This window comes from Ruegeria sp. G10 (assembly GCF_056533645.1).
Genome location: NZ_JBQFOQ010000009.1, coordinates 51141 through 74013, shown reverse-complemented (window position 1 = coordinate 74013; position 22873 = coordinate 51141). Strand labels below are relative to the sequence as shown.

The 22873-nt window shown below is 60.5% G+C and carries 20 protein-coding genes and 3 tRNA genes; 13 read left to right on the top strand and 10 right to left on the bottom strand.

Going from position 1 to position 22873, the window contains the following annotated elements:
• Positions 1 to 43 precede the first annotated feature (43 nt).
• From ctaA to ACR0KM_RS15455, 3 genes are all read left to right on the top strand, one after another.
• Positions 44 to 1189 (top strand): heme A synthase, encoded by a 1146-nt coding sequence (gene ctaA, locus ACR0KM_RS15465; protein ID WP_480857525.1) that lies wholly within the window; start codon positions 44 to 46, stop codon positions 1187 to 1189.
• Positions 1190 to 1193: 4 nt separating this feature from the next.
• Complete coding sequence (locus tag ACR0KM_RS15460) at positions 1194 to 2663, top strand: carboxypeptidase M32 (protein WP_480857527.1); 1470 nt, start codon at positions 1194 to 1196, stop codon at positions 2661 to 2663.
• An 87-nt stretch (positions 2664 to 2750) separates the two neighbouring features.
• On the top strand, positions 2751 to 4013 hold the full coding sequence (locus ACR0KM_RS15455) for a DsbA family protein (protein ID WP_480857529.1): 1263 nt from the start codon (positions 2751 to 2753) through the stop codon (positions 4011 to 4013).
• Between the two features lie 6 nt (positions 4014 to 4019).
• Here the strand turns inward: ACR0KM_RS15455 and trhA are convergent, their stop codons facing one another.
• Positions 4020 to 4682, bottom strand: coding sequence for a PAQR family membrane homeostasis protein TrhA (gene trhA / locus ACR0KM_RS15450; RefSeq protein ID WP_480857531.1), 663 nt, complete (start codon positions 4680 to 4682; stop codon positions 4020 to 4022).
• A gap of 126 nt (positions 4683 to 4808) precedes the next feature.
• A complete protein-coding gene (gene gyrA / locus ACR0KM_RS15445; protein ID WP_480857533.1) occupies positions 4809 to 7532 on the bottom strand; it encodes a DNA gyrase subunit A in 2724 nt (907 codons plus the stop codon).
• A 193-nt stretch (positions 7533 to 7725) separates the two neighbouring features.
• On the opposite strand from gyrA, the gene ACR0KM_RS15440 reads away from it, so the two are divergent.
• Positions 7726 to 7995: an usg protein gene (locus ACR0KM_RS15440; protein ID WP_480819932.1), complete on the top strand. Its 270-nt coding sequence runs from the start codon at positions 7726 to 7728 to the stop codon at positions 7993 to 7995.
• Position 7996: 1 nt separating this feature from the next.
• Here the strand turns inward: ACR0KM_RS15440 and ACR0KM_RS15435 are convergent, their stop codons facing one another.
• Entirely contained in the window at positions 7997 to 8950 is a 954-nt protein-coding gene (locus ACR0KM_RS15435; protein ID WP_480857535.1) for a radical SAM protein, read from the bottom strand.
• Positions 8951 to 9114: 164 nt separating this feature from the next.
• On the opposite strand from ACR0KM_RS15435, the gene zwf reads away from it, so the two are divergent.
• From zwf to ACR0KM_RS15415, 4 genes are all read left to right on the top strand, one after another.
• The gene (gene zwf, locus ACR0KM_RS15430; protein ID WP_480857537.1) at positions 9115 to 10563 is read left to right on the top strand and encodes a glucose-6-phosphate dehydrogenase; all 1449 of its coding nucleotides are present in this window, start codon (positions 9115 to 9117) and stop codon (positions 10561 to 10563) included.
• Positions 10560 to 11231, top strand: coding sequence for a 6-phosphogluconolactonase (gene pgl / locus ACR0KM_RS15425; RefSeq protein WP_480857540.1), 672 nt, complete (start codon positions 10560 to 10562; stop codon positions 11229 to 11231). The genes zwf and pgl overlap by 4 nt, the downstream gene beginning before the upstream one ends.
• Positions 11232 to 11236: 5 nt before the next feature.
• The gene (gene pgi, locus ACR0KM_RS15420; protein WP_480857541.1) at positions 11237 to 12847 is read left to right on the top strand and encodes a glucose-6-phosphate isomerase; all 1611 of its coding nucleotides are present in this window, start codon (positions 11237 to 11239) and stop codon (positions 12845 to 12847) included.
• Positions 12848 to 12952: 105 nt separating this feature from the next.
• Entirely contained in the window at positions 12953 to 14572 is a 1620-nt protein-coding gene (locus ACR0KM_RS15415) for a long-chain-fatty-acid--CoA ligase (protein ID WP_480857651.1), read from the top strand.
• 6 nt (positions 14573 to 14578) lie between these two features.
• Here the strand turns inward: ACR0KM_RS15415 and ACR0KM_RS15410 are convergent.
• The 3 genes from ACR0KM_RS15410 to ACR0KM_RS15400 form a co-directional block, all read right to left on the bottom strand.
• Positions 14579 to 14653, bottom strand: a tRNA-Asn gene (locus ACR0KM_RS15410).
• Positions 14654 to 14771: 118 nt separating this feature from the next.
• Positions 14772 to 14846, bottom strand: a tRNA-Asn gene (locus ACR0KM_RS15405).
• Between the two features lie 75 nt (positions 14847 to 14921).
• Positions 14922 to 15836 carry an MBL fold metallo-hydrolase gene (locus ACR0KM_RS15400; protein ID WP_480857543.1) on the bottom strand — a complete coding sequence of 305 codons (915 nt, stop codon included), beginning with the start codon at positions 15834 to 15836 and terminating at the stop codon, positions 14922 to 14924.
• A 44-nt stretch (positions 15837 to 15880) separates the two neighbouring features.
• On the opposite strand from ACR0KM_RS15400, the gene ACR0KM_RS15395 reads away from it, so the two are divergent.
• A complete protein-coding gene (locus tag ACR0KM_RS15395) occupies positions 15881 to 17200 on the top strand; it encodes an ATP-binding protein (protein ID WP_480857545.1) in 1320 nt (439 codons plus the stop codon).
• 2 nt (positions 17201 to 17202) lie between these two features.
• Here ACR0KM_RS15395 and ACR0KM_RS15390 read toward each other — a convergent pair.
• A tRNA-Ile gene (locus ACR0KM_RS15390) sits at positions 17203 to 17279 on the bottom strand.
• Between the two features lie 107 nt (positions 17280 to 17386).
• Between ACR0KM_RS15390 and purM the strand changes: the two genes are divergently transcribed.
• The 3 genes from purM (at position 17387) to rnd (ending at position 20296) form a co-directional block, all read left to right on the top strand.
• Positions 17387 to 18433, top strand: a complete 1047-nt coding sequence (gene purM / locus ACR0KM_RS15385; protein WP_480857547.1) for a phosphoribosylformylglycinamidine cyclo-ligase — start codon at positions 17387 to 17389, stop codon at positions 18431 to 18433.
• Positions 18430 to 19026: a phosphoribosylglycinamide formyltransferase gene (purN, locus tag ACR0KM_RS15380; RefSeq protein WP_480857549.1), complete on the top strand. Its 597-nt coding sequence runs from the start codon at positions 18430 to 18432 to the stop codon at positions 19024 to 19026. The genes purM and purN overlap by 4 nt, the downstream gene beginning before the upstream one ends.
• Before the next feature lie 112 nt (positions 19027 to 19138).
• Entirely contained in the window at positions 19139 to 20296 is a 1158-nt protein-coding gene (rnd, locus tag ACR0KM_RS15375; protein ID WP_480819950.1) for a ribonuclease D, read from the top strand.
• On the opposite strand, the gene ACR0KM_RS15370 is transcribed toward rnd, so the two are convergent.
• Positions 20293 to 20817, bottom strand: coding sequence for a hypothetical protein (locus ACR0KM_RS15370; protein ID WP_480857551.1), 525 nt, complete (start codon positions 20815 to 20817; stop codon positions 20293 to 20295). The two genes, rnd and ACR0KM_RS15370, sit on opposite strands and share 4 nt — an antisense overlap.
• 140 nt (positions 20818 to 20957) lie before the next feature.
• Between ACR0KM_RS15370 and ACR0KM_RS15365 the strand changes: the two genes are divergently transcribed.
• A complete protein-coding gene (locus ACR0KM_RS15365; protein WP_480819954.1) occupies positions 20958 to 21368 on the top strand; it encodes a SufE family protein in 411 nt (136 codons plus the stop codon).
• 3 nt (positions 21369 to 21371) lie between these two features.
• On the opposite strand, the gene ACR0KM_RS15360 is transcribed toward ACR0KM_RS15365, so the two are convergent.
• Together ACR0KM_RS15360 and ACR0KM_RS15355 are read right to left on the bottom strand one after the other, a co-directional pair.
• Positions 21372 to 22031 (bottom strand): DUF1638 domain-containing protein, encoded by a 660-nt coding sequence (locus ACR0KM_RS15360; RefSeq protein WP_480857553.1) that lies wholly within the window; start codon positions 22029 to 22031, stop codon positions 21372 to 21374.
• 92 nt (positions 22032 to 22123) lie between these two features.
• Positions 22124 to 22822, bottom strand: coding sequence for a corrinoid protein (locus ACR0KM_RS15355; protein ID WP_480819958.1), 699 nt, complete (start codon positions 22820 to 22822; stop codon positions 22124 to 22126).
• Positions 22823 to 22873: the final 51 nt, after the last annotated feature.

Below are 22873 nucleotides of genomic sequence, written 5' to 3'. Positions count from 1 at the left end.
CTTGGCCCTAGCTTGCGACGAAATTCAAAGGCATGAGGACAGCATGAGCGGCAAGCGCAGCATCTTCGAAGAGGTCTCGGACAGCGAAAAACAACAGGCCGCCCAACCCGGCATGATCGACCGGGGCCGGGGCGGAGCGCGCGCTGCGATCCGCATCTGGCTGATGATCCTGTTTGCGCTTGTGGTCGTGATGATCGCGGTGGGTGGCCTGACCCGTTTGACCGATAGCGGGCTGTCGATCACTGAATGGCGTCCGATCACCGGGGCGGTCCCGCCGATGAACGAAGCCGCTTGGCAGGCCGAGTTCGACAAGTACAAACAGATCGATCAGTGGCGCATCCAGAACCAGTGGATGGAACTGGATGATTTCAAATTCATCTATTGGTGGGAATGGGGCCACCGCCAACTGGGCCGCGTGATCGGCTTGGTTTGGGCGATTGGCTTCTTTGGCTTCCTGATCGCGCGCAAAATCCCGACGGGTTGGACCGGCAAACTGCTGATCCCCGGCGCCTTGGGCGGCGTTCAGGGCGCGGTCGGCTGGTGGATGGTCGCCTCGGGTGTGACGCAGGGCGAGGGGATGACTGCCGTGGCCAGCTATCGTCTTGCAACCCATCTCGGCTTGGCCTTCGTGATCCTTGGGTTCCTTGCTTGGTACATCTTTGAACTGGGCCGCGAGGAACGCGACCTGATGCAGGCCCGCCGAGCGAAAGAGGCAAAGCTGTTCTCGCTCTCGACCGGTCTGCTGCATTTCACCTTTTTACAAATACTCATTGGTGCGCTGGTCGCTGGGATCGACGCCGGGCGTTCATACACCGATTGGCCGCTGATCGGCGGTCAGCTTCTGCCACCGGATGCGACCATGCTGGAACCGATATGGCGCAACTTCTTCGAAAGCCCGGGTCTGGTGCAGTTCATTCACCGCTGCGCAGGCTATCTGCTGCTGATTTTCGCCGTCATCGTCTGGCGGCGCGGCAGCACCAGCGCGCATCCGCAGACGCGGTTCGCGTTCAACGCAGCGTTTGCGGCGCTATCGCTGCAGGTGGTGGTCGGCATTGTGACGGTCGTCTACGCGGCCCCCTGGCAGATCGCCATTTTCCACCAGTTCATGGCTGTGATCGTCTGGACACTCATCCTGCGCGCCCGCTTCCTGACCGCTTATCCCATCGCAACCTCTGTGCGCGGAGTCTGATCTTATGACTGCATTCAACGACCTGATGGCCTTTCAGCGCGAAACTTCGGCTTTAGGCCAGATCGCCGGGCGGCTGGGTTGGGATCAGGAAACGGTGATGCCGCGCGGGGCTGCCGCGCAGCGGGCCGAGGAAATGGCGGCAATCGAGGCCGTTCTGCACGCACGCCGATCCGATCCTCGGGTGGCCGAATGGCTGGATCAGGCTGCACCTCAGGACGAGGTCGGCAAGGCGCAACTGCGGGAAATTCGCCGCGCATATGACCGGGCCGTCAAGGTGCCCGCTGACCTTGCGACGGCGATTGCCCGGGTGACCTCGGCCGCCCAAGGCACATGGGCGCAGGCGCGCGCGGACGAGGATGTCTCGGCCTTCCTGCCTGTGCTGGAAGAGGTCGTCTCGCTGAAACGACAGGAAGGCGAGGCTCTGGCGCAGGGTGGCGACATCTACGATGCGATGGTCGAGGACTATGAGCCTTACACGACCGGCGCGCAGATTGCCGCGATCTTCGATGAAATGCGCCCGCGTTTGGTTGCGTTGCGTGCGGCTGTTCTGGACCGTCCAGAACCCGCGGCCTTACATGGCAGTTTCGATGAGCTCACCCAGATGCGCCTGTCACAAAAACTGGCGGTGGCCTTTGGCTATGACCTGAACAACGGGCGCGTGGACAAGGCCGTGCATCCGTTCAGCTCGGGTAGCGGTCTCGACGTCCGCATCACCACGCGCACCAGTGAGACCGACCCCTTCAACTGCTTCTACTCGACCATTCACGAGGTCGGCCATGCCGCTTATGAACAGGGCATCAACCGCGACTACCTTCTGACACCCCTTGGGCGCGGCGTGTCGATGGGTGTGCATGAAAGCCAAAGCCGGATCTACGAGAACCAGTTGGGCCGTTCGCGTGCATTCACGGGTTGGCTTTTCGAGCAGATGAAACAGGTGTTCGGTGACTTTGGCATCGCTGATGCAGAGGCATTCTATGCCACCGTCAATCGCGTCCATAACGGCTATATCCGTACCGAGGCGGATGAGGTGCAATACAACCTGCACATCATGCTACGCTTTGATCTGGAACGCGCGCTTATGGCAGGGGACCTGCGGGTCGGCGATCTCGAAGCGGCGTGGAATGACCGGTTCAAGGCCGATTTCGGCTATGCGGTCGACAAGCCTTCGAATGGATGCCTGCAGGACGTGCACTGGTCGGTGGGTCTGTTTGGCTACTTCCCGACCTATTCTTTGGGCAATGTTTATGCCGGATGTCTCTATCAGGCGTTGCAATCGGCAGTACCGGGGCTTGAGGGGCAATTGGCGCAAGGGAACACATCCGGTGCCACCACTTGGCTGCGCGAGACCGTTCAACAGCATGGCGGTCTTTACGCACCACGCGCAGTGATCCGACAGGCCAGCGGTGTTGAGCCGGGCCCCGAGCCTCTGCTGGCGTATCTGGAACAGAAATTCGGGGCGCTTTACGACCTATAGGTGGTGGTCTCAACTTACTGTGTGAGCGCGTGTTATCTGATTGGGGCCTGCGTAAAGTAGGGTCTATAAACCCGCGCGGAGGGAAGCTTGTCCTTTGATCGCCACGTGAAATCCCGGCTTGCTGCTGCGCTGACCAGTCAGGCCGTGCAAAACGCGCGCAGGCAAACGCACGAGGTACGGCGCTGGCTGCGGCGCGCGGCGCATGTGGTGCACTATTTTCACGATGTCGGCGATCCCTATTGTCACTTGACCGCACAGGTTCTGGAACGGTTTCAGACACGGTATGACATCGTTCTGACGCCCCACCTGATCTCGGGACCACCGCGGGTTGCTGTGCCCGAAGCCGATGCGCATCGTCATAATTCTCTGATTGATGCAGGTCGGTTGGCCCGCAATCTGGGGTTGGAAGAACCTCAGACCCCGGACCAAGCATCCCGGACTCAAGCCGAGCGCCGTCTGGCCGCTTGTCTCGACGCCCCCGATTTTGCCCACCATCTGCATGAGATCAGTTCGGCCCTTTGGTCCGGCAATGTGTTGCCCGAGGGGCCAGCCAAGAACGCAACGTCGGCGTTGCAAGCCGGAGATCAGGCATTGGCTCGTCTTGGGCATTATCTGGGCGGAACATTCTATTATGGCGGAGAATGGTATTGGGGCGTTGATCGTCTTCACTACCTTGAGTATCGCCTGCAGCAAGCCGGGCTAGGGGCGCGAATGGGACCCATTGTGGCGCCACCAGAGCTTTCGACAGGTGACACTAACGCAGCGCAGATAGAACTTGAGGTCTTTTTCTCGTTCCGAAGCCCTTATTCTTACCTGGCTTTTGATCGTGTCCGTAGGCTGGCAGCCCACCATGACGCCCGTCTGATCCTGCGCCCAGTGCTACCGATGCTGATGCGCGGTTTGCCGGTTCCGAAGGTCAAATCGGGCTATATTCTGCATGATTGCGTGCGCGAGGCCCGGCGGTTGGGTCTTCCTTTTGGTCGGATTTGCGACCCGCTGGGGGCCGGGGTCGAACGCGGTTATGCGCTGTTCGACTACGCCGAGGATCAGGGTCGGATGGCGGACTTCTGTTCGGCGTTCTTGCGCTGCGTCTGGTCCGAGGGGGTGGACGCCGCAACTGATCAAGGTTTGGCCCGGATTGCGGAGCAGGCAGGCCTGGACTGGGACGTCGCGCAACACCAGCTGGTCGAGCAGGGCTGGCGCGACCGTGTCGCAAGCAACCAGACAAGGCTGCAGGGAATTGGTCTGTGGGGGGTGCCCAGCTTTCGTGTCGCGGGGCACAGTATCTGGGGACAGGACCGGTTGTGGCTGGTTGATGATCTGCTGCGTCGTCACAGCGACGCGGGGTAGGTCGCGTTATACCACTTGCACCAGCTCTATCCGTGTCGCGACTGCGGCGAAGAACAACACACTGCCGGCCAGAACAAACACATGCCAGATCGTGTTGTGGTAAGGCAGCCAATCCAGCAGATAGAATACAACGCCTGCAGTGTAGATCAGCCCTCCGGCGATCATCAGGGTTAGCGTAATGGGGGACAGCTCGGCCAGCATGGCCTGACCGGCCCAGACGGCGGCCCATCCCATAAGCAGGTATAGCGCAAGCCCGAACCAGCGAAAGCGGTTCGGATCGATCATCTTCAGAACCGAACCCAGCGTCGCCGACGACCACAGCCCCAGAAGCAGGCCCGGAGGTTGCGAGGCTGAAAGCAGCACGAAAGGTGTATAGGTCCCAGCGATCTTGACGTAGATGCCCGAATGATCGAGACGGCGCAGAAACTCGCCCCATTCATCATGTTCGATCATGTTGTAAAGTGCCGAGAACGTCAGCATCAGCACCAGTGTCACGCCATAGACCGATGCACCCAGGACAGCCGCGGGATCGGATCGGTAGAAGACTGTCATGATGATCAGCATCGGCACCGCGATCAGCGCCGAGGACACGCCGAGCACATGTATCACGCCGTCGCTTATGCGTTCAGCACGGCTATAGGCAGGGCGGATATGGGCAAAAGACCACATCCCAAAAAGCTATGCAGATGCAGGTTGCCGGGCAACCCCGCCATCTGGCGCCTTGGCGGGAACGTGACCTGAAACAGCAAAAACGCCCGCAAAACGGGCGCTTTGTTACACTTCTGTAGTGCTTTGTTATTCCTCGGCTTCTTCATCACCCTGATCGGCGATCCAGGCGACACTCACAACCTCTTCGCCCTTGCCGGTGTTGAAGACCCGTACGCCGCCCGCGCTGCGGGACCGGAATGAGATGCCCTCGACCGGAACGCGGATCGACTGACCTTTCGACGTCGCCAGCATGATCTGGTCGTCGATCTCGACCGGAAACGAGGCTACAAGCTCGCCGCCGCGCATCGCCTTATCCATCGCAGCGACGCCCATGCCGCCGCGCCCGCGAACCGGGTAGTCATGGCTGGAACTCAGCTTGCCCGCGCCACCTGATGTGATGGTCAGGATCAGGTTTTCGGCAGCCGACATCTCGGCATATCGTTCCTGCGTGATGGTGCCCGGCGTGGCTTCGTCCTCGTCTGTCTCGCCATCGTCGGCGATCCCGGCAACGGCACGGCGCATCTTGAGATAGGCGGCGCGCTCATCCGGGTCGGCCTCGAAGTGGCGGATCACAGACATCGAGACAACGCGGTCTCCGTTGGTCAGCTTGATGCCGCGCACACCGGTGGACTCGCGCGAATTGAACACCCGCACATCGGTGGTCCGGAAGCGGATCGCGCGACCCGAATTGGTCACCAGCATCACATCTTCGTCTTCCGAGCAGATGCGGGCGTTCACCAGTTCGATGCCCTCGGGCAGTTTCATGGCGATCTTGCCGTTGCGACGGACATTCGTGAAGTCCGACAGACGGTTACGGCGCACGTCGCCGGCGCTGGTGGCAAACACGATCTGCAAGTTCTCCCACTCTTCATCCGGCACATCGACAGGCATGATCGCCGCGATGGACACCCCGGTCGGGATCGGCAGGATGTTGACGATCGCCTTGCCTTTTCCGGTGCGGCTGGACTGCGGCAAGCGCCAGGTCTTGAGCTTGTAGACCATGCCTTCGGTGGTGAAGAACAGCAACTGCGTGTGGGTGTTGGCGACGAAGAGGTTGGTGACAACATCCTCTTCCTTGGTCTGCATGCCTGACAAGCCCTTGCCGCCACGTTTCTGCGCGCGGAAATCGGCCAGCGGAGTACGCTTGATGTAACCGCCCGAGGTGACGGTCACGACCATATCTTCACGCTCGATCAGGTCCTCATCTTCCATGTCACCGGACCAGTCGACGATCTCGGTGCGGCGCGGCACGGCGAATTGTTCGCGCACGTCGCGCAGTTCGTCGCCGATGATGCCCATGATGCGTTCGCGTGAAGACAGAATATCCAGATATTCCTTGATCTTGGCAGCCAGTTGCTCAAGCTCGTCCGTGACCTCTTTCACGCCCAGTTGAGTCAGGCGTTGTAGACGTAGTTCCAGGATTGCACGGGCCTGAACCTCGGTCAGGTTATAGGTGCCATCGTCGTTCATCTTGGACAGAGGATCGTCGATCAGACGCAGATAGCCCTCGATCTCGGCCGCAGGCCAACGGCGGGTCATCAGCTTTTCGCGCGCTTCGGCGGCGTCGGCGGATGACCGGATCGTTGCGACCACTTCGTCCACGTTCGAGACGGCCACGGCCAGACCACACAGGATGTGGCTACGCTCGCGCGCTTTGCGCAGGTCATAGGCGGTGCGGCGGGCGACCACGTCTTCGCGGAAATCGATGAACGAGGTCAGGAAGCGGCGCAAGGTCAGTTGCTCGGGCCGGCCACCGTTCAGGGCCAGCATGTTACAGCCGAACGAGGTTTGCATCGGCGAGAACCGATAAAGCTGGTTTAGCACCACCTCGGGCGTTGCATCGCGTTTCAGCTCGACCACCACGCGCACGCCGTTGCGGTCGGATTCGTCCTGAACATGGCTCACGCCTTCGATGCGCTTTTCACGCACCGCTTCGGCGATCTTTTCGATCATCGAGGCCTTGTTAACCTGGTAAGGGATCTCATCGACGATAATGGCATAGCGGTCACGGCGGATTTCTTCCACGCGGGTCTTGGCGCGGATGATGACGCTGCCACGACCTTCCAAGTAGGCTTTGCGGGCACCGGACCGGCCCAGCATGACGCCTCCGGTCGGGAAGTCGGGGCCGGGGACGTATTCGATCAGCTGCTCGGAGGTCAGGTCCGGATCGTCGATCAGGGCCAGAGTGGCGTCGACCACTTCGCCCAGATTGTGTGGCGGAATGTTGGTTGCCATACCGACGGCAATACCGCCAGCGCCATTGACCAGCATATTCGGGAAACGCGCGGGCAGGACAGTGGGTTCCCGATCCTTGCCGTCATAGTTGTCCTGAAAATCGACCGTCTCTTTTTCGATATCGGCCAGCAGGGCGGCGGCGGGTTTGTCCATCCGCACTTCGGTATAGCGCATGGCCGCCGGATTATCCCCGTCCATCGAGCCAAAGTTGCCCTGACCATCCAGCAGCGGCAGCGACATCGAGAAATCCTGCGCCATCCGCACTAGCGCGTCGTAGATCGCGCTGTCGCCGTGCGGGTGGTATTTACCCATCACATCACCCACTGGACGGGCCGACTTGCGATAGGCCTTGTCATGAGTGTTCCCGGATTCGTGCATGGCATAGAGAATCCGGCGGTGCACCGGTTTCAGGCCGTCGCGCAGATCGGGGATCGCACGGCTGACGATGACCGACATCGCATAGTCCAGATAGGACGTGCGCATCTCGGATTCGATCGAGACCGTCGGGCCGTCATAAACAGGGCGCTCAGGCGGGGTTTCATCCATGTTTTCTGGGGTTTCTGGCGTATCGCTCACGTAAACTGCCCGATCTTTGGCTTGGGTCTATATCTTGTGGATGCACCTTATCAGACCCGGCATATAAGGTGCAAGCAAGCTGATCATTTTGCAGAAAATACCACGGTAACACGGGGGTAACATATTGTTATCCAAGAATTAGCAAGTTTCCATGCTACTCTGAAGAGACCTTGCCACAAATCCGGAGGTCTGCATGGCGCAAAGTGAAACCGAATTGATGCTGAAAGGGTATGGGCTGACGACGGCGGAATTCTTCTATCACATGCCCGACTATATTCATGTCCTGAACACGTTTATCTGGCAGGATTACGATCTGGCACCGGATCATCCGAAACTGTTCGAATTCATCGACTTCTGGCAGCGCGAGATTGAAGGCCCGCTGCATTCGGTCAAGTTCACCCACCGCAAGATGATCGCGCCGGGGGAATGGCGCAACATGGTGGGAGAGTTCCGGGTGAACTAACCTAGGCCGAACAGCTAGCACCACCCAGCACGCAGAATTTGGCGCAATGAGGGTGATTCAGGTGCACGTCTGCCTCGGCCTCTTCCAGCGTCGCGCCCATTTCAAACTCGGGTGCGTAGGGCAGCAATGTACAGGCCAATACCGCGGGGCGCTTGGCGCCTTTGCGCTTCACCACCATTCGGGAACTGGCGCACATCACCGCGTCAGGCGATTTGTCCAGAATACCCCAGCAGGCGGTGGTGATTTCGGGCACTTCTACGGTCTCGTCCATTTCGGGAAACAACACGGTCTGACCGGGGTTTTGCGCGTCGATGTCGAAGCCATGCGCCGCAAAGAACGCAGCATAACCCGCACGGCTTTCGGCATCCGTGTCGCCCCAGACCGTGCGACCGGCGATCGCCATCCGAAAGCCGTTGTCGCGCAGCCATTCCATCCCCGTCACCGTCTTGGCAAAGCTACCCTCACCACGTTCCTCGTCATGCAATTCCGGACGATAATGGTCGACGGAAATCCGCAGGGTCAGTTTGTCACCGTGAAGGCGTTGCAAATCCAGCAATCCCTCGCGCATTTTGCGGCGCATCATGGGTTGCATGGCGTTGGTCAGGATCAACACCTCATAGCCACGTTCCAGCGCGGCGCGTGTCATGTCGATCATCTCTGGGTTCATGAACGGCTCGCCACCCGTAAAGCCGATCTCGCGGATGGGCCAGTTGCGTTGGTCGATCTGATCCAGAAAGTCGCGCACCTCGTCCGCCGTGATGTAGACCAACGCGTCATTGGTCGGATTGCTCGCGATATAGCAATTCACGCATTCGATGTTGCACAGAGTGCCGGTGTTGAACCACAACGTCTCAGGGTTGGTCAGCGAGACCGACGCCCGGGTCTGACCATCGGCTGTCACCAAACTGTCCTGAAACTTGCCGATATTGGCGACCTGAGGGGCGTTGTCTTTCATGCCGGTATCCGGTTTGTCTGCGATTTCTGACCTGACTTAACGGTTTGCAGGGCAAGAGTTAAGTGCGGTTGGCTGTCGCTGACAGAGTTTTGATGATCGAAGTTTTCCAGTGAATGATTGCGCTAACATTGGACATGACCCAAGCGGCAAGGTAAGGAAAAGCCATGGTTTCTCGTGTCATACCTGTTGACCCATTTGATCTGGTCATTTTCGGCGCAACCGGCGATCTGGCGCAGCGCAAGATCGTTCCGGCGCTGTTTCGCCGTTATTGTGCGCGCCAATGGCCGCAGGACACGCAGATCATTGGTGCCGCGCGCGGAGGGCTGGAGGCCGACGCGTTCCGGAAACTGGTGCGCGAATCGCTGTTGCGCCATGTGCCGGTTCAGGCGGCGGAGATTGAGATGCTGCAGGGGTTCCTTGAACGGCTTGACTATGTCTCGCTCGATGCACTGTCGGATGAGGGGTGGGCGCAACTGGGTGGAAAGCTGCATGCGGACCGGGTTCGGGCCTTTTATTTCTCGGTCGGGCCGGGTCTGTTTGGTCCGTTGGCCGAGCAGATCAAGGCGCATGACATGGCTACGGGTCAGACGCGGATCGTGGTCGAAAAGCCGTTTGGTCATGATCTGGGCAGCGCGCGGGCATTGAACGCCACGTTGGCGGCGCATTTCGACGAAAGCCAGATCTATCGGATCGACCACTATCTGGGCAAAGAAACGGTCCAGAACCTGATGGCCGTCCGGTTCGGCAACATGCTGTTCGAACCGCTCTGGAACAGCCAGTACGTGGACCATATCCAGATCACTGTGGCCGAAACCGTGGGCATTGACGGGCGCGAGGAATACTATGAGCGCGCCGGAGCCATGCGCGACATGATGCAGAACCATCTGATGCAGCTTTTGTGTCTGATCGCAATGGAACCCCCGGCGAAATTCGACCCCGATGCTGTGCGGGATGAAAAGCTAAAGGTGATCCGCGCGCTGGATTCGGTTGAGCCGCATCACATAGTGCGCGGCCAATTCTCGGGCGGGGACAGAGGCTATCGTGAGGTGGTCGGCAATCCGCGCTCGACGACGGAAAGCTATGTGGCGCTGCGTGCCCATATCAGCAATTGGCGATGGGCCGGTACTCCGTTCTATCTGCGCACGGGCAAGGAACTGGTGGCGCGGTCTTCGATCATCAACGTGATGTTCAAGGATGCGCCGCATTCGATCTTTGGCGAAGAGGCTGGGCGGCATGCGAATGCGCTGTCGATCCGGCTGCAGCCGAACGAAGGCATCACGCTGAAGGTGACGATCAAAGAGCCGGGCCAGGGCGGCATGCGGCTGGTCGATGTGCCTCTGGACATGAGCTTTGCCGAGGCGCTGGGGCCGGAAAGTCAGAACCCGCCCGATGCTTATGAACGGCTGGTCATGGATGTCATTCGCGGCAATCAGACCCTCTTCATGCGCGGCGACGAGGTCGAGGCCGCATGGGCATGGACCGACCCGATCATCGCTGGCTGGGAGGCACGGGGCGATGTGCCGAAACCTTACGAAAGTGGCAGCACCGGTCCGGGCGACGCCGAGTTGCTGATGAAACGGGATGGTCGCCGCTGGCAGGGGATAAACCCATGAATATCAAAGAATATGCCGACAGGGACATGCTGGCGATTGATGTCGCCAACAATTTGGCCGGAGATCTGGAAGCCGCGTTGCTGCACCATGACCTGGTTTCGCTTGCGGTGCCGGGTGGAACCACGCCGGGTCCCGTGTTTGACGTGCTCTGCGCGGCTGATTTGGCGTGGGATCGCGTGCGCGTCCTGCCCACCGATGAGCGCTGCGTGCCCAACAATCATGAACGTTCGAATGAACGTCTGATCCGCGAGAGGTTGCTGACCAGCCGCGCCTCGGTCGCCGAATATGTGCCGCTTTACGTTGATGGCCATGCGCCCGAAGACGTCCTGCCCGAGATCGAAACGCTGATTACTCCGGTGCTGCCGCTGTCGGTTCTGGTGCTGGGGATGGGGGAAGACATGCACACCGCCTCGCTGTTTCCGGGGATGGAGGGGCTGGCCGCCGCGCTCGACAGCCATGCGCCCACGCTGGCCGTCGCCCGCACCGATGTGCAGCCCGAACCGCGCATCACCCTGACCGCGCCAGTACTGGACGGGGCGCTGTCGAAACACTTGGTCATCTTTGGCACCGCCAAACGCGACGCGCTGGACCGCGCGATGTCATTGCCGCCCGAGGAGGCGCCGATCGCGGCCGTGCTGAGCGGTATGACAGTCCATTGGGCAGAGTAGATGTGATGCAACTCGATAGCCTCAGAACCCTTGCCACAATGACCCACGACCGCCGCATCGAGGATCTGTTCCAAGATGATCCGATGCGCGCGCAGAGCTTTTCGGCCTCGGCTGGTGATCTGCTGTTTGACTACTCGAAAACGCAGATTGCCGAGGATATCCGGTCGGGTCTGATTGATCTGTGCGATCAGGCGGGGCTGGCCGATCGGCGTGAGGCGATGTTCACCGGCCAGAAGATCAACGAGACCGAGGGCCGCGCGGTGCTGCACACGGCCCTGCGCAACCTCGATGGCGGACCTGTCGAGGTCGATGGGCAGGATGTGATGCCCGAGGTGCTGGCGACCCTGCAGCGGATGCGGGTCTTTGCCGAAGAAGTACGCGGCGGCGCGGTCAAGGGGGCAGGGGGCAGTTTCACCGATGTGGTGAATATCGGCATCGGCGGCTCCGATCTGGGGCCGGTCATGGCCACCCATGCGCTATCGACCTATCATGATGGGCCGCGGCTGCATTATGTGTCGAACGTGGATGGGGCGCATATTGCCGATACGCTGCGCCCGCTTGATCCGTCTCGCACGCTGGTCATTGTCGCGTCGAAAACCTTCACCACCATTGAGACCATGACAAACGCGCGCACCGCACGCGCATGGATGCAGGACGGTGGCGGAGATCCGGCACAGCAATTCGCAGCCGTCTCAAGCGCCGTCGACAAAACCGCCGCCTTCGGCATCCCCGAGGCGCGCGTCTTTGGGTTCGCCGATTGGGTGGGCGGGCGTTATTCCGTCTGGGGGCCGGTGGGCCTGCCGGTGATGATCGCCTTCGGCTCGAACGCATTTGATGCGTTTCTAAGGGGCGGGCAGGCGATGGATTTGCATTTCCGCTCGGCCGAGTGGGTCGAGAATATGCCGGTGATGCTGGCCCTTGTGGGGATCTGGCACCGTCAGGTTCTGGGACACGCCAGTCGCGCGGTGCTGCCATATGATCAACGCTTGCTGCGCCTTCCGGCCTATTTCCAGCAGCTTGAAATGGAATCGAATGGCAAATCGGTGGCCATGGATGGCAGCGATCTGACGATGCCTTCTGGCCCCGTGGTTTGGGGCGAACCGGGTACAAACGGGCAGCACGCGTTCTATCAACTGATCCATCAGGGCACCGATGTGATACCCTGCGAGTTCATGGTGGCCACCGAAGGGCACGAACCTGAACTGGCGCACCACCACCGGCTGCTGCTGGCAAACTGTCTGGCCCAGTCCGAGGCCCTGATGCGGGGACGTTCGCTGGACGAGGCCCGTTCGCGCATGGCCGACAAAGGCCTGACCGGCGATGAGTTGGAGCGTCAGGCGCGGCACCGGGTGTTCCCGGGCAATCGTCCTTCGACCACGTTGATCTATCCGCTGCTGACGCCCTTTGTTCTGGGCCAGATCATTGCGCTGTACGAGCATCGGGTGTTTGTCGAAGGCGTGCTGCTGGGCATCAACTCGTTCGACCAATGGGGCGTGGAGTTGGGCAAGGAACTGGCAACGTCTCTGGGGCCGATTGTGGACGGCGAGGCCGGCACCGAAGGCAAGGACGGATCGACCGCGGCGCTGGTCGCCTATGCCCTGCGCCATCGCGGTTGACGCGGCACCCGGTCGCACTCTCTTATTGTCAGACAATTAAAATCTTGGCAGGGTCAATGCCAAGACAAACGGCGCGGCACAGCGCTGATGATGGGAGGAATGTCCATGCTGGGACAGATGATGACGCAGCCCTTGCTGATTTCGTCGTTGATTGATCACGCCGAACGCTATCACGGCCAGACCGAGATCATCTCGGTGGAGACAGACGGAACCGTGACCGAGACCAACTGGGCCGGGATTGCGCGTAACGCTCGCCGGATGGCTTCGGCGCTGGTGAAGCTTGGGCTTGAGCCGCAGGATCGCGTCGGCACGCTGGCGTGGAACAACCGCCGCCATCTAGAGATCTACTATGCCGTATCGGGGGCAGGCTTTGTCTGCCACACGATCAACCCGCGCCTGTTTCCTGAGCAGCTGACCTATATCATCAACCATGCACAGGACCGGGTGCTGTTCTTTGATGCAACATTCCTGCCTTTGGTGGCTGCGCTGCACGAACACCTGACCGAGGTGCAGCATTTCGTACTGATGGGCGCGCGGGACGAGGCCGCGCTGTCTCAGGTGCCCGGGCTGGTTTTCTATGATGAGCTGATCGAGACCGGAGATCAGGACTATGCCTGGCCCAGCTTTGATGAAAACACGGCGTCCAGCCTGTGCTATACGTCGGGCACAACAGGGAATCCCAAGGGTGTTCTTTATTCCCACCGGTCCACTTTGCTGCACAGTTTTGCGTCGAATACCCGTGATGTGATCGGCTATTCCGCGATGGACGTGGTGATGCCTGTGGTGCCAATGTTCCACGTCAACGCGTGGGGGTCGCCCTATGCCAGCGCCATGTCCGGCTCGCGTATGGTTCTGCCGGGGCCGGATTTGCATGGGGAAGCACTGGTCAATCTGATCGACACCTACGGTGTAACGCTTGCGATGGGTGTGCCAACCATTTGGCAGGGCCTGCTGGCCCATGCTGCGAAATGTGGCACCAAGCTGGACAGCCTCGCGCGGACCGTGATCGGCGGTGCGGCCTGTCCGCCTTCGATGATCGAGACGTTTCGCGAGACCTATGGCGTAGATACCGTCCACGCCTGGGGGATGAGTGAGATGAGCCCGCTGGGCACCACAAACTACCCTATGGCCAAGCATCTCGATATGCCCCTCGAAGCGCAGCATAAACTGCGCGAGAATCAGGGGCGTCCGCCCTTTGGGGTCGAGTTGAAGATTGTTGATGATGACGGCAATGATCTGCCCCATGACGGAGAAACGCAAGGCGATCTGATGGTGCGCGGCCACTGGGTTCTGGACAGCTATTTCCACATGCAGGACGATGCGCTTTTGCAGGATGGATGGTTCGCGACCGGAGACGTGGCAACGCTGGACCCCGACGGCTACATGACCATCCGTGACCGGTCGAAGGACATCATCAAATCGGGCGGCGAGTGGATCAGCTCGGTGGAGTTAGAGAACATCGCTGTGGCGCATCCCCAACTGGCCACCGCTGCTGTTGTGGGTGTCCCGCATCCGAAATGGGACGAACGGCCTTTGCTGGTTGCCGTCAAGGCTGAAGGCGAAGAGCCGACCGAGCGGGATTTGCTTGCCTTTTTCGACGGCAAGATCGCCAAATGGCAGGTGCCTGATAAGGTTGTGTTCGTGGATGCGCTGCCACTGAACGCGACTGGCAAGGTCCTGAAACGCACTTTGCGTGCGGATTTCAGTGATGTCCTGATGAGTTAGGGAAAATGGCTCCGGCGGTAGGGATCGAACCTACGACCAATTGATTAACAGTCAACTGCTCTACCGCTGAGCTACGCCGGAACGGTTCGCGCCGTATAGCAACCCGTATCTGCAACGTCCAGAGGGTGGATTGAGTTTTTTCTACGAAAAAACACGCCCGTGATAGAGAGTGCGATTTGGGTATAAAATGTGGTGAATTTGGCTCCGGCGGTAGGGATCGAACCTACGACCAATTGATTAACAGTCAACTGCTCTACCGCTGAGCTACGCCGGAACTGAGGGGCGTATAACAACCCCGATTTTCGCCGTCCAGAGGGGAAGCGCACGGGCGGGCAAAATTTTTGTTCGCTCAATCGATGCGCCGAAAACGGGCTGTGGCTGACAGGGCATCGTCCGGCGCGATGCGGGATCTGCCGGTCAGATCGACCAGATGGGCAAAGACGTTGCGCTCGGCCGCAGGCAGCAGGGCTTTGGGGGTGTCGGTGTAGATGCGCTGCGCCAGCTCATGGGCGGTGGCAGGGCCTTGTGACAGGGCCTTGAGGATTTGCGCCTCGCGTCCCAGCCGGTGATTGATCAGCCAATCCAGACGCTCGGCGGGCTGGGTTATGGGGGCTCCGTGGCCCGGGTGAAACACCGACCAGTCGCGCGCACGCAGACGGTGGCAGGCGTCCATGAAATCCGTCAGGTCTCCGTCCGGAGGCGAGACCAGCGAACTGGCCCAGCCCATGACGTGATCAGCAGTGAAACAGGCATCGCCCCATGCCAGTGCGATGTGATTGCCCAGATGGCCGGGCGTGTGGATTACCTCAAGCTGCCAACGGTCGGTAGCGATTGTCTCACCATCTGCAAGTTCGATGTCCGGGCGGAAGTTGGCGTCGATTCCCTCGCCACCGCCCGCAAGGCCCTGTTGCGCCAGTTGGGTCATCACGGCGCTGCGCCCGGCCTGTGGTCCGCCGAACGCGAGGATCGAGGCGCCCGTGCGCGCCGACAGCGGCGCGGCCAGCGGAGAGTGGTCAAGGTGGGTGTGGGTCACAAAGATATGGCTGATGCGCTGCCCGGGCTGCAGCGCCGCCAGAATCGCGTCGAGATGCGCATCGCTCAGCGGGCCGGGGTCGATCACCGCAATGTCCCGGTCGCCCAAAAGATAGGTGTTGGTCCCGCGATAAGTCATCGGAGAGGGGTTCGGAGCTAGCACCCGGCGCAGGCACGGAGACAGCTCAGCAACCAAACCCGGGGTGGGGTTGAAATCGTCGGGGGCCTGCATCGTCACCTCTTCCTCTTGCCCGGGCAGCCCGCTAGGTTTAGCGCATGTCGACGCAATGGCTCAAACCCTATATGCCGCGCAGCCTGTATGCCCGCGCCGCGCTGATTCTGGTGCTGCCGGTGATTGTTGTCTTGTTGGTTGTTTCCATTGCCTTTCTGCAGAAACACCTCGAGGAAGTCACGGCCCAGATGACCCGCACAGCCGCGCGCGAGGTTATGTTGGTGCTGGATGTGATGCAGGGCGCAGAAACCCAGCAGCAGGCCTTGGCCGCGGTGCGCAAGGATTTGTCTGTTCTGGATATGCAGGCCCGGTTCCTGCCGCTGAATGTAGAGCCCGCGGATAGCGCGCGCCGTTGGTATGACTTCATCGCACCGCAGGTTGAAACCGAGATACGCATGCTCGTCCCCGAGACGTTGAATGTGGCATTGCCCGATGGACAAAACGTTCGCCTGTATCTCGCGACCGATCTTGGCACGCTCCAACTCAGCTTTGATCGACGGCGTCTTTCACCTGCGGCACCGCATCAGCTGATCGTGACGATGGTGTTCTTTGCGGGGCTGATGACCTCGATCTCGTTTCTTTACATGCGCAATCAACTTCGCCCGATCACACGGCTGGCCGACGCAGCGCAGGCCTTTGGGCGTGGGCGCGTCGTGCCCTATACGCCCGGCGGCGCGATTGAGGTGCGCGCGGCAGGCAGCGCCTTTGTCGACATGCGCGCCCGGATCGAGCGGCAGATTGAACAGCGTACTCTGATGCTGTCCGGGGTCAGTCATGATCTGCGCACGCCGCTGACCCGTCTGAAACTGGGCCTGTCGATGTTGCCCGAAGAAGATGCAGCCCCGTTGCTGCAGGATGTCAACGAGATGCAATCCCTGCTGGACGCGTTTCTTGAGTTCTCGCGCGGGGCGGCGGAAAGCACGCCTGAGTCGGTCGATCCGGTATCTTGGCTGGGCCAGATCGTTGATGATGCGCAGCGCGCGGGTCAACATGTCGAGCTGGGCGCGGTCGAAGGGCAGGGCAGTGCGATGCTGCGCCCCACGGCCATGCGCCGGGCGGTCGAGAATCTGATCGGGAACGCGATCCGCTATGGCGCGCGGGCCGAAGTCAGCCTGTCCATGACGCCAAAATCCTTGCGTATCCGCGTTGAGGATGACGGCCCCGGTATCCCGGTCGAACAGCGCACAGAAGCGGTGAAGCCCTTCACCCGGCTCGATCCTGCACGAAATCAGAATCAGGGCAGTGGCGTCGGGCTTGGCCTTGCCATCGTCGCCGACATCGCGCGCGTGCACGGAGGAATTTTGCGCTTGGGCAGCAGCGAGAAACTGGGCGGGCTGTGCGCCGATATTGTGATTGGGCGGTGATTTGGTAGGCCCGGCAGGACTTGAACCCGCAACCAAAGCGTTATGAGCGCTCTGCTCTAACCAATTGAGCTACAGGCCCGCCATGTCGCCTTGGGTATCACGATCAGTGCCCGCGTCAAGCCTGACCGTTGCAACATGGGCCACAATCGACTAACCCGCGCGCAAAGCACTCAAGAGGGACTGGCCATGACAGCGGGCAAGAACGGAATCACCTACGCCGATGCGGGTGTCGATATCGATGCGGGGAATGCTCTGGTCGACCGGATCAAGCCCGCCGCCAAGCGGACCAACCGCTCGGGCGTGATGAGCGGGCTGGGTGGATTTGGTGCGCTGTTCGACCTCAGGGCGGCTGGATATCAGGACCCGATCCTAGTTGGGGCCACCGATGGCGTGGGCACCAAGCTGCGGATTGCCATCGACACGGGTGTGGTGGATGGCGTGGGCATTGATCTGGTGGCGATGTGCGTCAACGACCTGATCTGTCAGGGTGCTGAGCCGCTATTCTTCCTTGATTATTTCGCCACCGGCAAGCTGGACACCGACACTGCCGCGCGGATCATCGAAGGTATTGCCGAGGGCTGCGTGCAGTCCGGCTGTGCCCTGATCGGTGGTGAAACCGCCGAGATGCCGGGGATGTATCCGGATGGCGATTTCGATCTGGCCGGGTTCTCGGTCGGCGCGATGGAACGCGGAACGGCGCTGCCCGAGGGTGTGCAGCAGGGCGACGTTTTACTGGGGATGGCCTCGAACGGGGTGCATTCCAACGGTTATTCTCTGGTGCGTAAGCTGGTCGAAATGTCCGGGCTTGGCTGGGATGCCGCGTCGCCGTTTGGTGGCGGTACGCTGGGCGAGGCGCTGCTGACGCCCACGCGGCTGTATGTTCAACCCGCGCTGAACGCGATCCGCGCAGGCGGCGTGCACGCGCTGGCCCATATTACCGGAGGCGGCCTGACCGAAAACCTACCGCGTGTGCTGCCCGAGGGGCTGGGGGCTGAGATCAATCTGGACGCATGGGATTTGCCGCCCGTTTTCAAATGGATGGCGGAAACCGGCGGGATCGCCGAGGCCGAGATGCTCAAGACCTTCAACTGCGGCATCGGCATGATCGTGGTCTGTGCGGCAGATCAGGCCGACGGGCTTGAGGCGCTGTTGGCCGAGGCAGGCGAAACCGTCTCGCGGATCGGCACCGTGACCGACGCGCCGGGTGTCGCCTATGCGGGCAAGCTGCTGTGAGCCATAAACGCGTCGCCATCCTGATCTCCGGGGGCGGCTCGAACATGCTGTCGCTGGTCGACAGTATGACAGGCGACCATCCCGCGCGGCCCTGTCTGGTTCTGGCCAACGATGCCGAGGCGGGGGGGCTGAAGAAGGCGGCTGCTCGGGGTATTCCGACAGCCTCGGTCGATCACCGACCCTTCGGCAAGGATCGCGCGGCGTTTGAGGCTGAATTGCTGAAACCGCTGCTTGCTGCGCAAACCGATATCGTCTGCCTTGCCGGGTTCATGCGGGTTCTGACCGGTGGTTTCGTCTCGCGCTTTCAGGGGCGGATGCTGAATATCCACCCCTCGCTGCTGCCCAAGTACAAAGGGCTGCACACCCATGCCCGCGCGCTTGAGGCGGGCGACGCCGAACATGGCTGCACCGTGCATGAGGTCACCGCCGCGCTGGATGATGGTCCTGTTCTGGGCCAGGCGCGGGTAGCGATCAAAGCGGGGGACACGCCTGAAACGCTTGCGGCCCGCGTGTTGGAATGGGAGCATCAGCTCTATCCGGCGGTCCTGCGGCGGTATTCTGAAGGCAACACTGATCCGGTTCTTTTGCCCTGAGCCGCAGCGGCGATTTACACGCGTCGATTATTCGTCTTATGGTCCCGTAACGCTCGGGACGTGGTCAAGACGGGCAGGAACAAGAACCATAAAAGCAAGAACACAACGGCGCATGAAAACCCTGACAACGACGCAAGAGCTTGCCGCGTTCTGTACGGCCGCCGCGCAGCATCCCTATGTCACCGTAGATACCGAGTTTCTGCGCGAACGGACCTACTATTCCAAGCTGTGTCTGGTGCAACTGGCGTTTCCGTCCGAGGATCCCGACAGCGCCGTTCTGGTTGATCCGCTGGCCGATGGCCTGTCGCTTGAACCGCTGTATGAGCTGTTCCGTAACGAAGACGTGGTCAAAGTGTTCCATGCCGCGCGACAGGACCTTGAGATTTTCTGGGTCGATGCCGGTGTCTTCCCGACGCCCCTGTTTGACACACAGGTCGCCGCCATGGTCTGCGGCTTTGGTGAACAGGTCGGCTATGAGACGCTGGTGCGCAAGATTTGCAAGGAAGGCGTCGACAAGACCTCTCGGTTCACCGACTGGTCGCGCCGCCCGCTGAGCGATGCGCAAAAGACCTATGCGCTGGCGGATGTGACCCATCTGCGGCGCATCTACGAATATCTCGCGGCCGAGCTGGAAAAGACCCGGCGCGATCATTGGGTTGCGGAAGAGCTGCGCATTCTGACCCGCTCTGAGACTTACGATATCCGCCCCGAGGACGCGTGGCGGCGGGTCAAGACGCGGACCAATTCAGCCAAGTTTCTGGCCGTGGTGCGCGAACTGGCCGAATTCCGCGAAGCTTATGCGCAGGAAAACAACGTCCCACGCAGCCGGGTGTTCAAGGATGACGCGCTGATCGAGATGGCCTCGATCAAGCCGAAATCGCCCTCGGATCTGGGTGGGTCGCGCATGCTGCTGCGCGAGGCGCGCAAGGGTGCGATTGCGGATGGCATTCTGGCGGCTGTGAAGCGGGGGGTGAACTGCCCACCTGACAAGCTGCCCAAGGTGGATAACAGCCGCGACAAGCTGAAGGTGAACCCGGCGCTGGCCGATCTGCTGCGGGTGCTGCTGAAATCCAAGACCGAAAGCGCGGGTGTTGCAGCAAAACTGATCGCCTCAAGCGCCGATCTGGATCAGATTGCTGCGGGCGAACGCGAAGTGGCCGCACTGTCCGGCTGGCGGTTCGAGGTATTTGGCGAGGACGCGCTGAAACTGTGCGACGGCAAGATAGCCTTGGCAGCCAAGGGGCAGACGGTGCGTGTCGTACCGCTCTAGCGGCGGCGCGATTCCAGAGCGTTGCGCTGACCCACAACCCGCACAAGGCGGATACCTTCCAGATCCTGTTCACTGACGGTGATTGCGTCAGACACCATCCGCGAGCGTTCGGAACCCTGCGCCGTTTCGTAGCTGGGGTATTCCACCCGGAACGTGAATTCCATGATGCCGTCCTTGGCCAGCTCATCCGACACGGTCCGGGCAAGCTGCGCATTAAAGGCCCCCTGCCGGACAGCAGTCCCTGAGGCAAAGATGATCGCACCCGTAGCAGTCGGATCAATGCGCAGTTCATCGATCACGCCGATCGCCACGCTGTTGTCCACAACTTCTGGGCCCGAAAATAGACCGCCGCCATCGCGCTGCTCGGGGATAAGCGCGTTCGCGTCATCGACCGAAAATTCGCTGGGGGCGGGTGTGCTGCGGCCAAACCAGTTCGACGGGTTCGCGCGCGAATTGCTCCAACCGCTGCAGGCAGACAGACACACGGAGGTAACCAGAAGAACAGTTGCAGTTTTGTACATGGACCCAACACTTTGCGCAGCTTTACCTTCATCGGGTTATCGCAATTTCAGCGGCTTGAAAAGCCACGCTGGGGGCTGGACAGCGGGGAAAGCTGGACATAGGTCACATTTGTGATCGCCTAACGCAAGGACCGCCCGCCATGGCAACGCCCGCCTTTGAAGAGATTGTCGAGGATTTCGAGTTTCTGGACGACTGGGAAGACCGATATCGCCATGTCATCGAACAGGGCAAGGCGATGGAGCCGTTGGATGACGCGTTCAAGGTGCCCGCCACCAAGGTCACCGGCTGCGCCAGTCAGGTCTGGCTGCACCCGGTCATCGAGAATGGCCAGTTCCATTTCGACGGGGACAGTGATGCGCTGATCGTGCGGGGGCTGATTGCGGTGCTGCGCAAGCTCTACAATGATTTACCTGTTGCCGAGGTACCCAAGGTGGATGCCGGGGGTGAGTTGGCGCGGCTGGGATTGCACGACCACCTGTCTGCGCAGCGGTCGAACGGGCTGCGGGCGATGATCGAGCGGATCCGCGAGGTGGCGCTGGCCAACGCCTGAGGGTCAACCGCGGTTTGCCCAATCTGAAAGTGTGACCTCGAGATCGCCATAGCCGGTCTGGCGGCGTTCGAATTTCAGGCCCATACGGTCGGCACAGTCCTGCGCCCGGCGGGTCAGTTCGGGATCATCGGTCTGCGCCTGATAAACAAGCTTGGTATAGTTGCCGAAATACATGTCCCGAAGTTCGGGATGGCGATCCAGTCCCAGAGGTTTCCAGACGAAGGCATCGAACTGTCGGGCCAGAAAATCGGTAAGATAGAAGGCCGTCGTTTCGTCGTCGCCATGGGCGGCGAAGGCCGCGTTTCCTTCGAAGAATGAGTAACAATGGGGCCCCTGGATCATCTCGACCCCCAGCTTCTCACAGGCCGCCTGAAGCAACCCGCCGGTCCCGCAATCGGCATAGACGATGTAAATCCGATCGTAGGTGGCGCGATGTTTGGCGACAGCCTCTTCGACGGCCTGAGTGATCTTTTCGGGGTGCACATGCAAGATCGCAGGCAGGCAGGTCAGAGCAATATGATCCCAGCCATTGCGCGCCTTTAGGTCCAGAATTTCGCGCGCCAACGCGCCGCAGGCAATCAGCAGAGTGGATTCCGCAGCGCGCGGCGCGGCATAGCCCTTTTGGGTCAGGCTTTCATCATCGGGCAGGGGGGCGTCGGTCATCTGTCTCTCCTGCGTGTCATATAGGGACGCATGACTTGGACGAAAAAGGCCGCCCCTGAGAGGACGGCCCTTGTCACGATATTGTCCGTGGCTTAGCCGGCCAGCGAGTTGTGGCGGCGGGACATGAAGTCCTTGGCCATTTCCACGGCCACAGCCGCGTCGCGGCAGTAACCGTCGGCACCGATGGCTTTGCCGAATTCTTCGTTCAGCGGCGCGCCACCAACTAGAACCACGTATTCTTCACGCAGGCCCTGTTCGACCATCGTGTCGATCACGACCTTCATGTAAGGCATGGTGGTGGTCAGCAGGGCGGACATGCCCAGAATATCCGGCTTTTCGTTTTCCAGCGCTTCCAGATAGTTCTCGACCGGGTTGTTGATGCCGATATCGACAACTTCGAAGCCCGCGCCTTCCATCATCATCGCCACAAGGTTTTTGCCGATGTCGTGGATGTCACCCTTGACGGTGCCGATCACCATCTTGCCGACGCGCGGGGCACCGGTTTCGGCCAGCAGCGGCTTGAGGATCGCCATCCCGCCTTTCATGGCGTTTGCGGCCAGCAGCACTTCGGGCACGAACAGGATACCGTCACGGAAGTCATGGCCCACGATGGTCATACCACCAACCAGTGCTTTGGTCAGAATGTCGTAAGGTTGCCATCCGCGTTCCAGCAGGATGTTCACACCTTCTTCGATTTCCTCTTTCAGACCGTCGTAAAGGTCATCGAACATCTGTTCGACAAGTTCGTCGTCGTTGAGTTCGGACAGGACGATGTCTTCTTCATCGGACATGGGGCGTTTCCCTGAGCTTAGCGGGCGCGCGGCCCGTGGTGGCAATTTTTA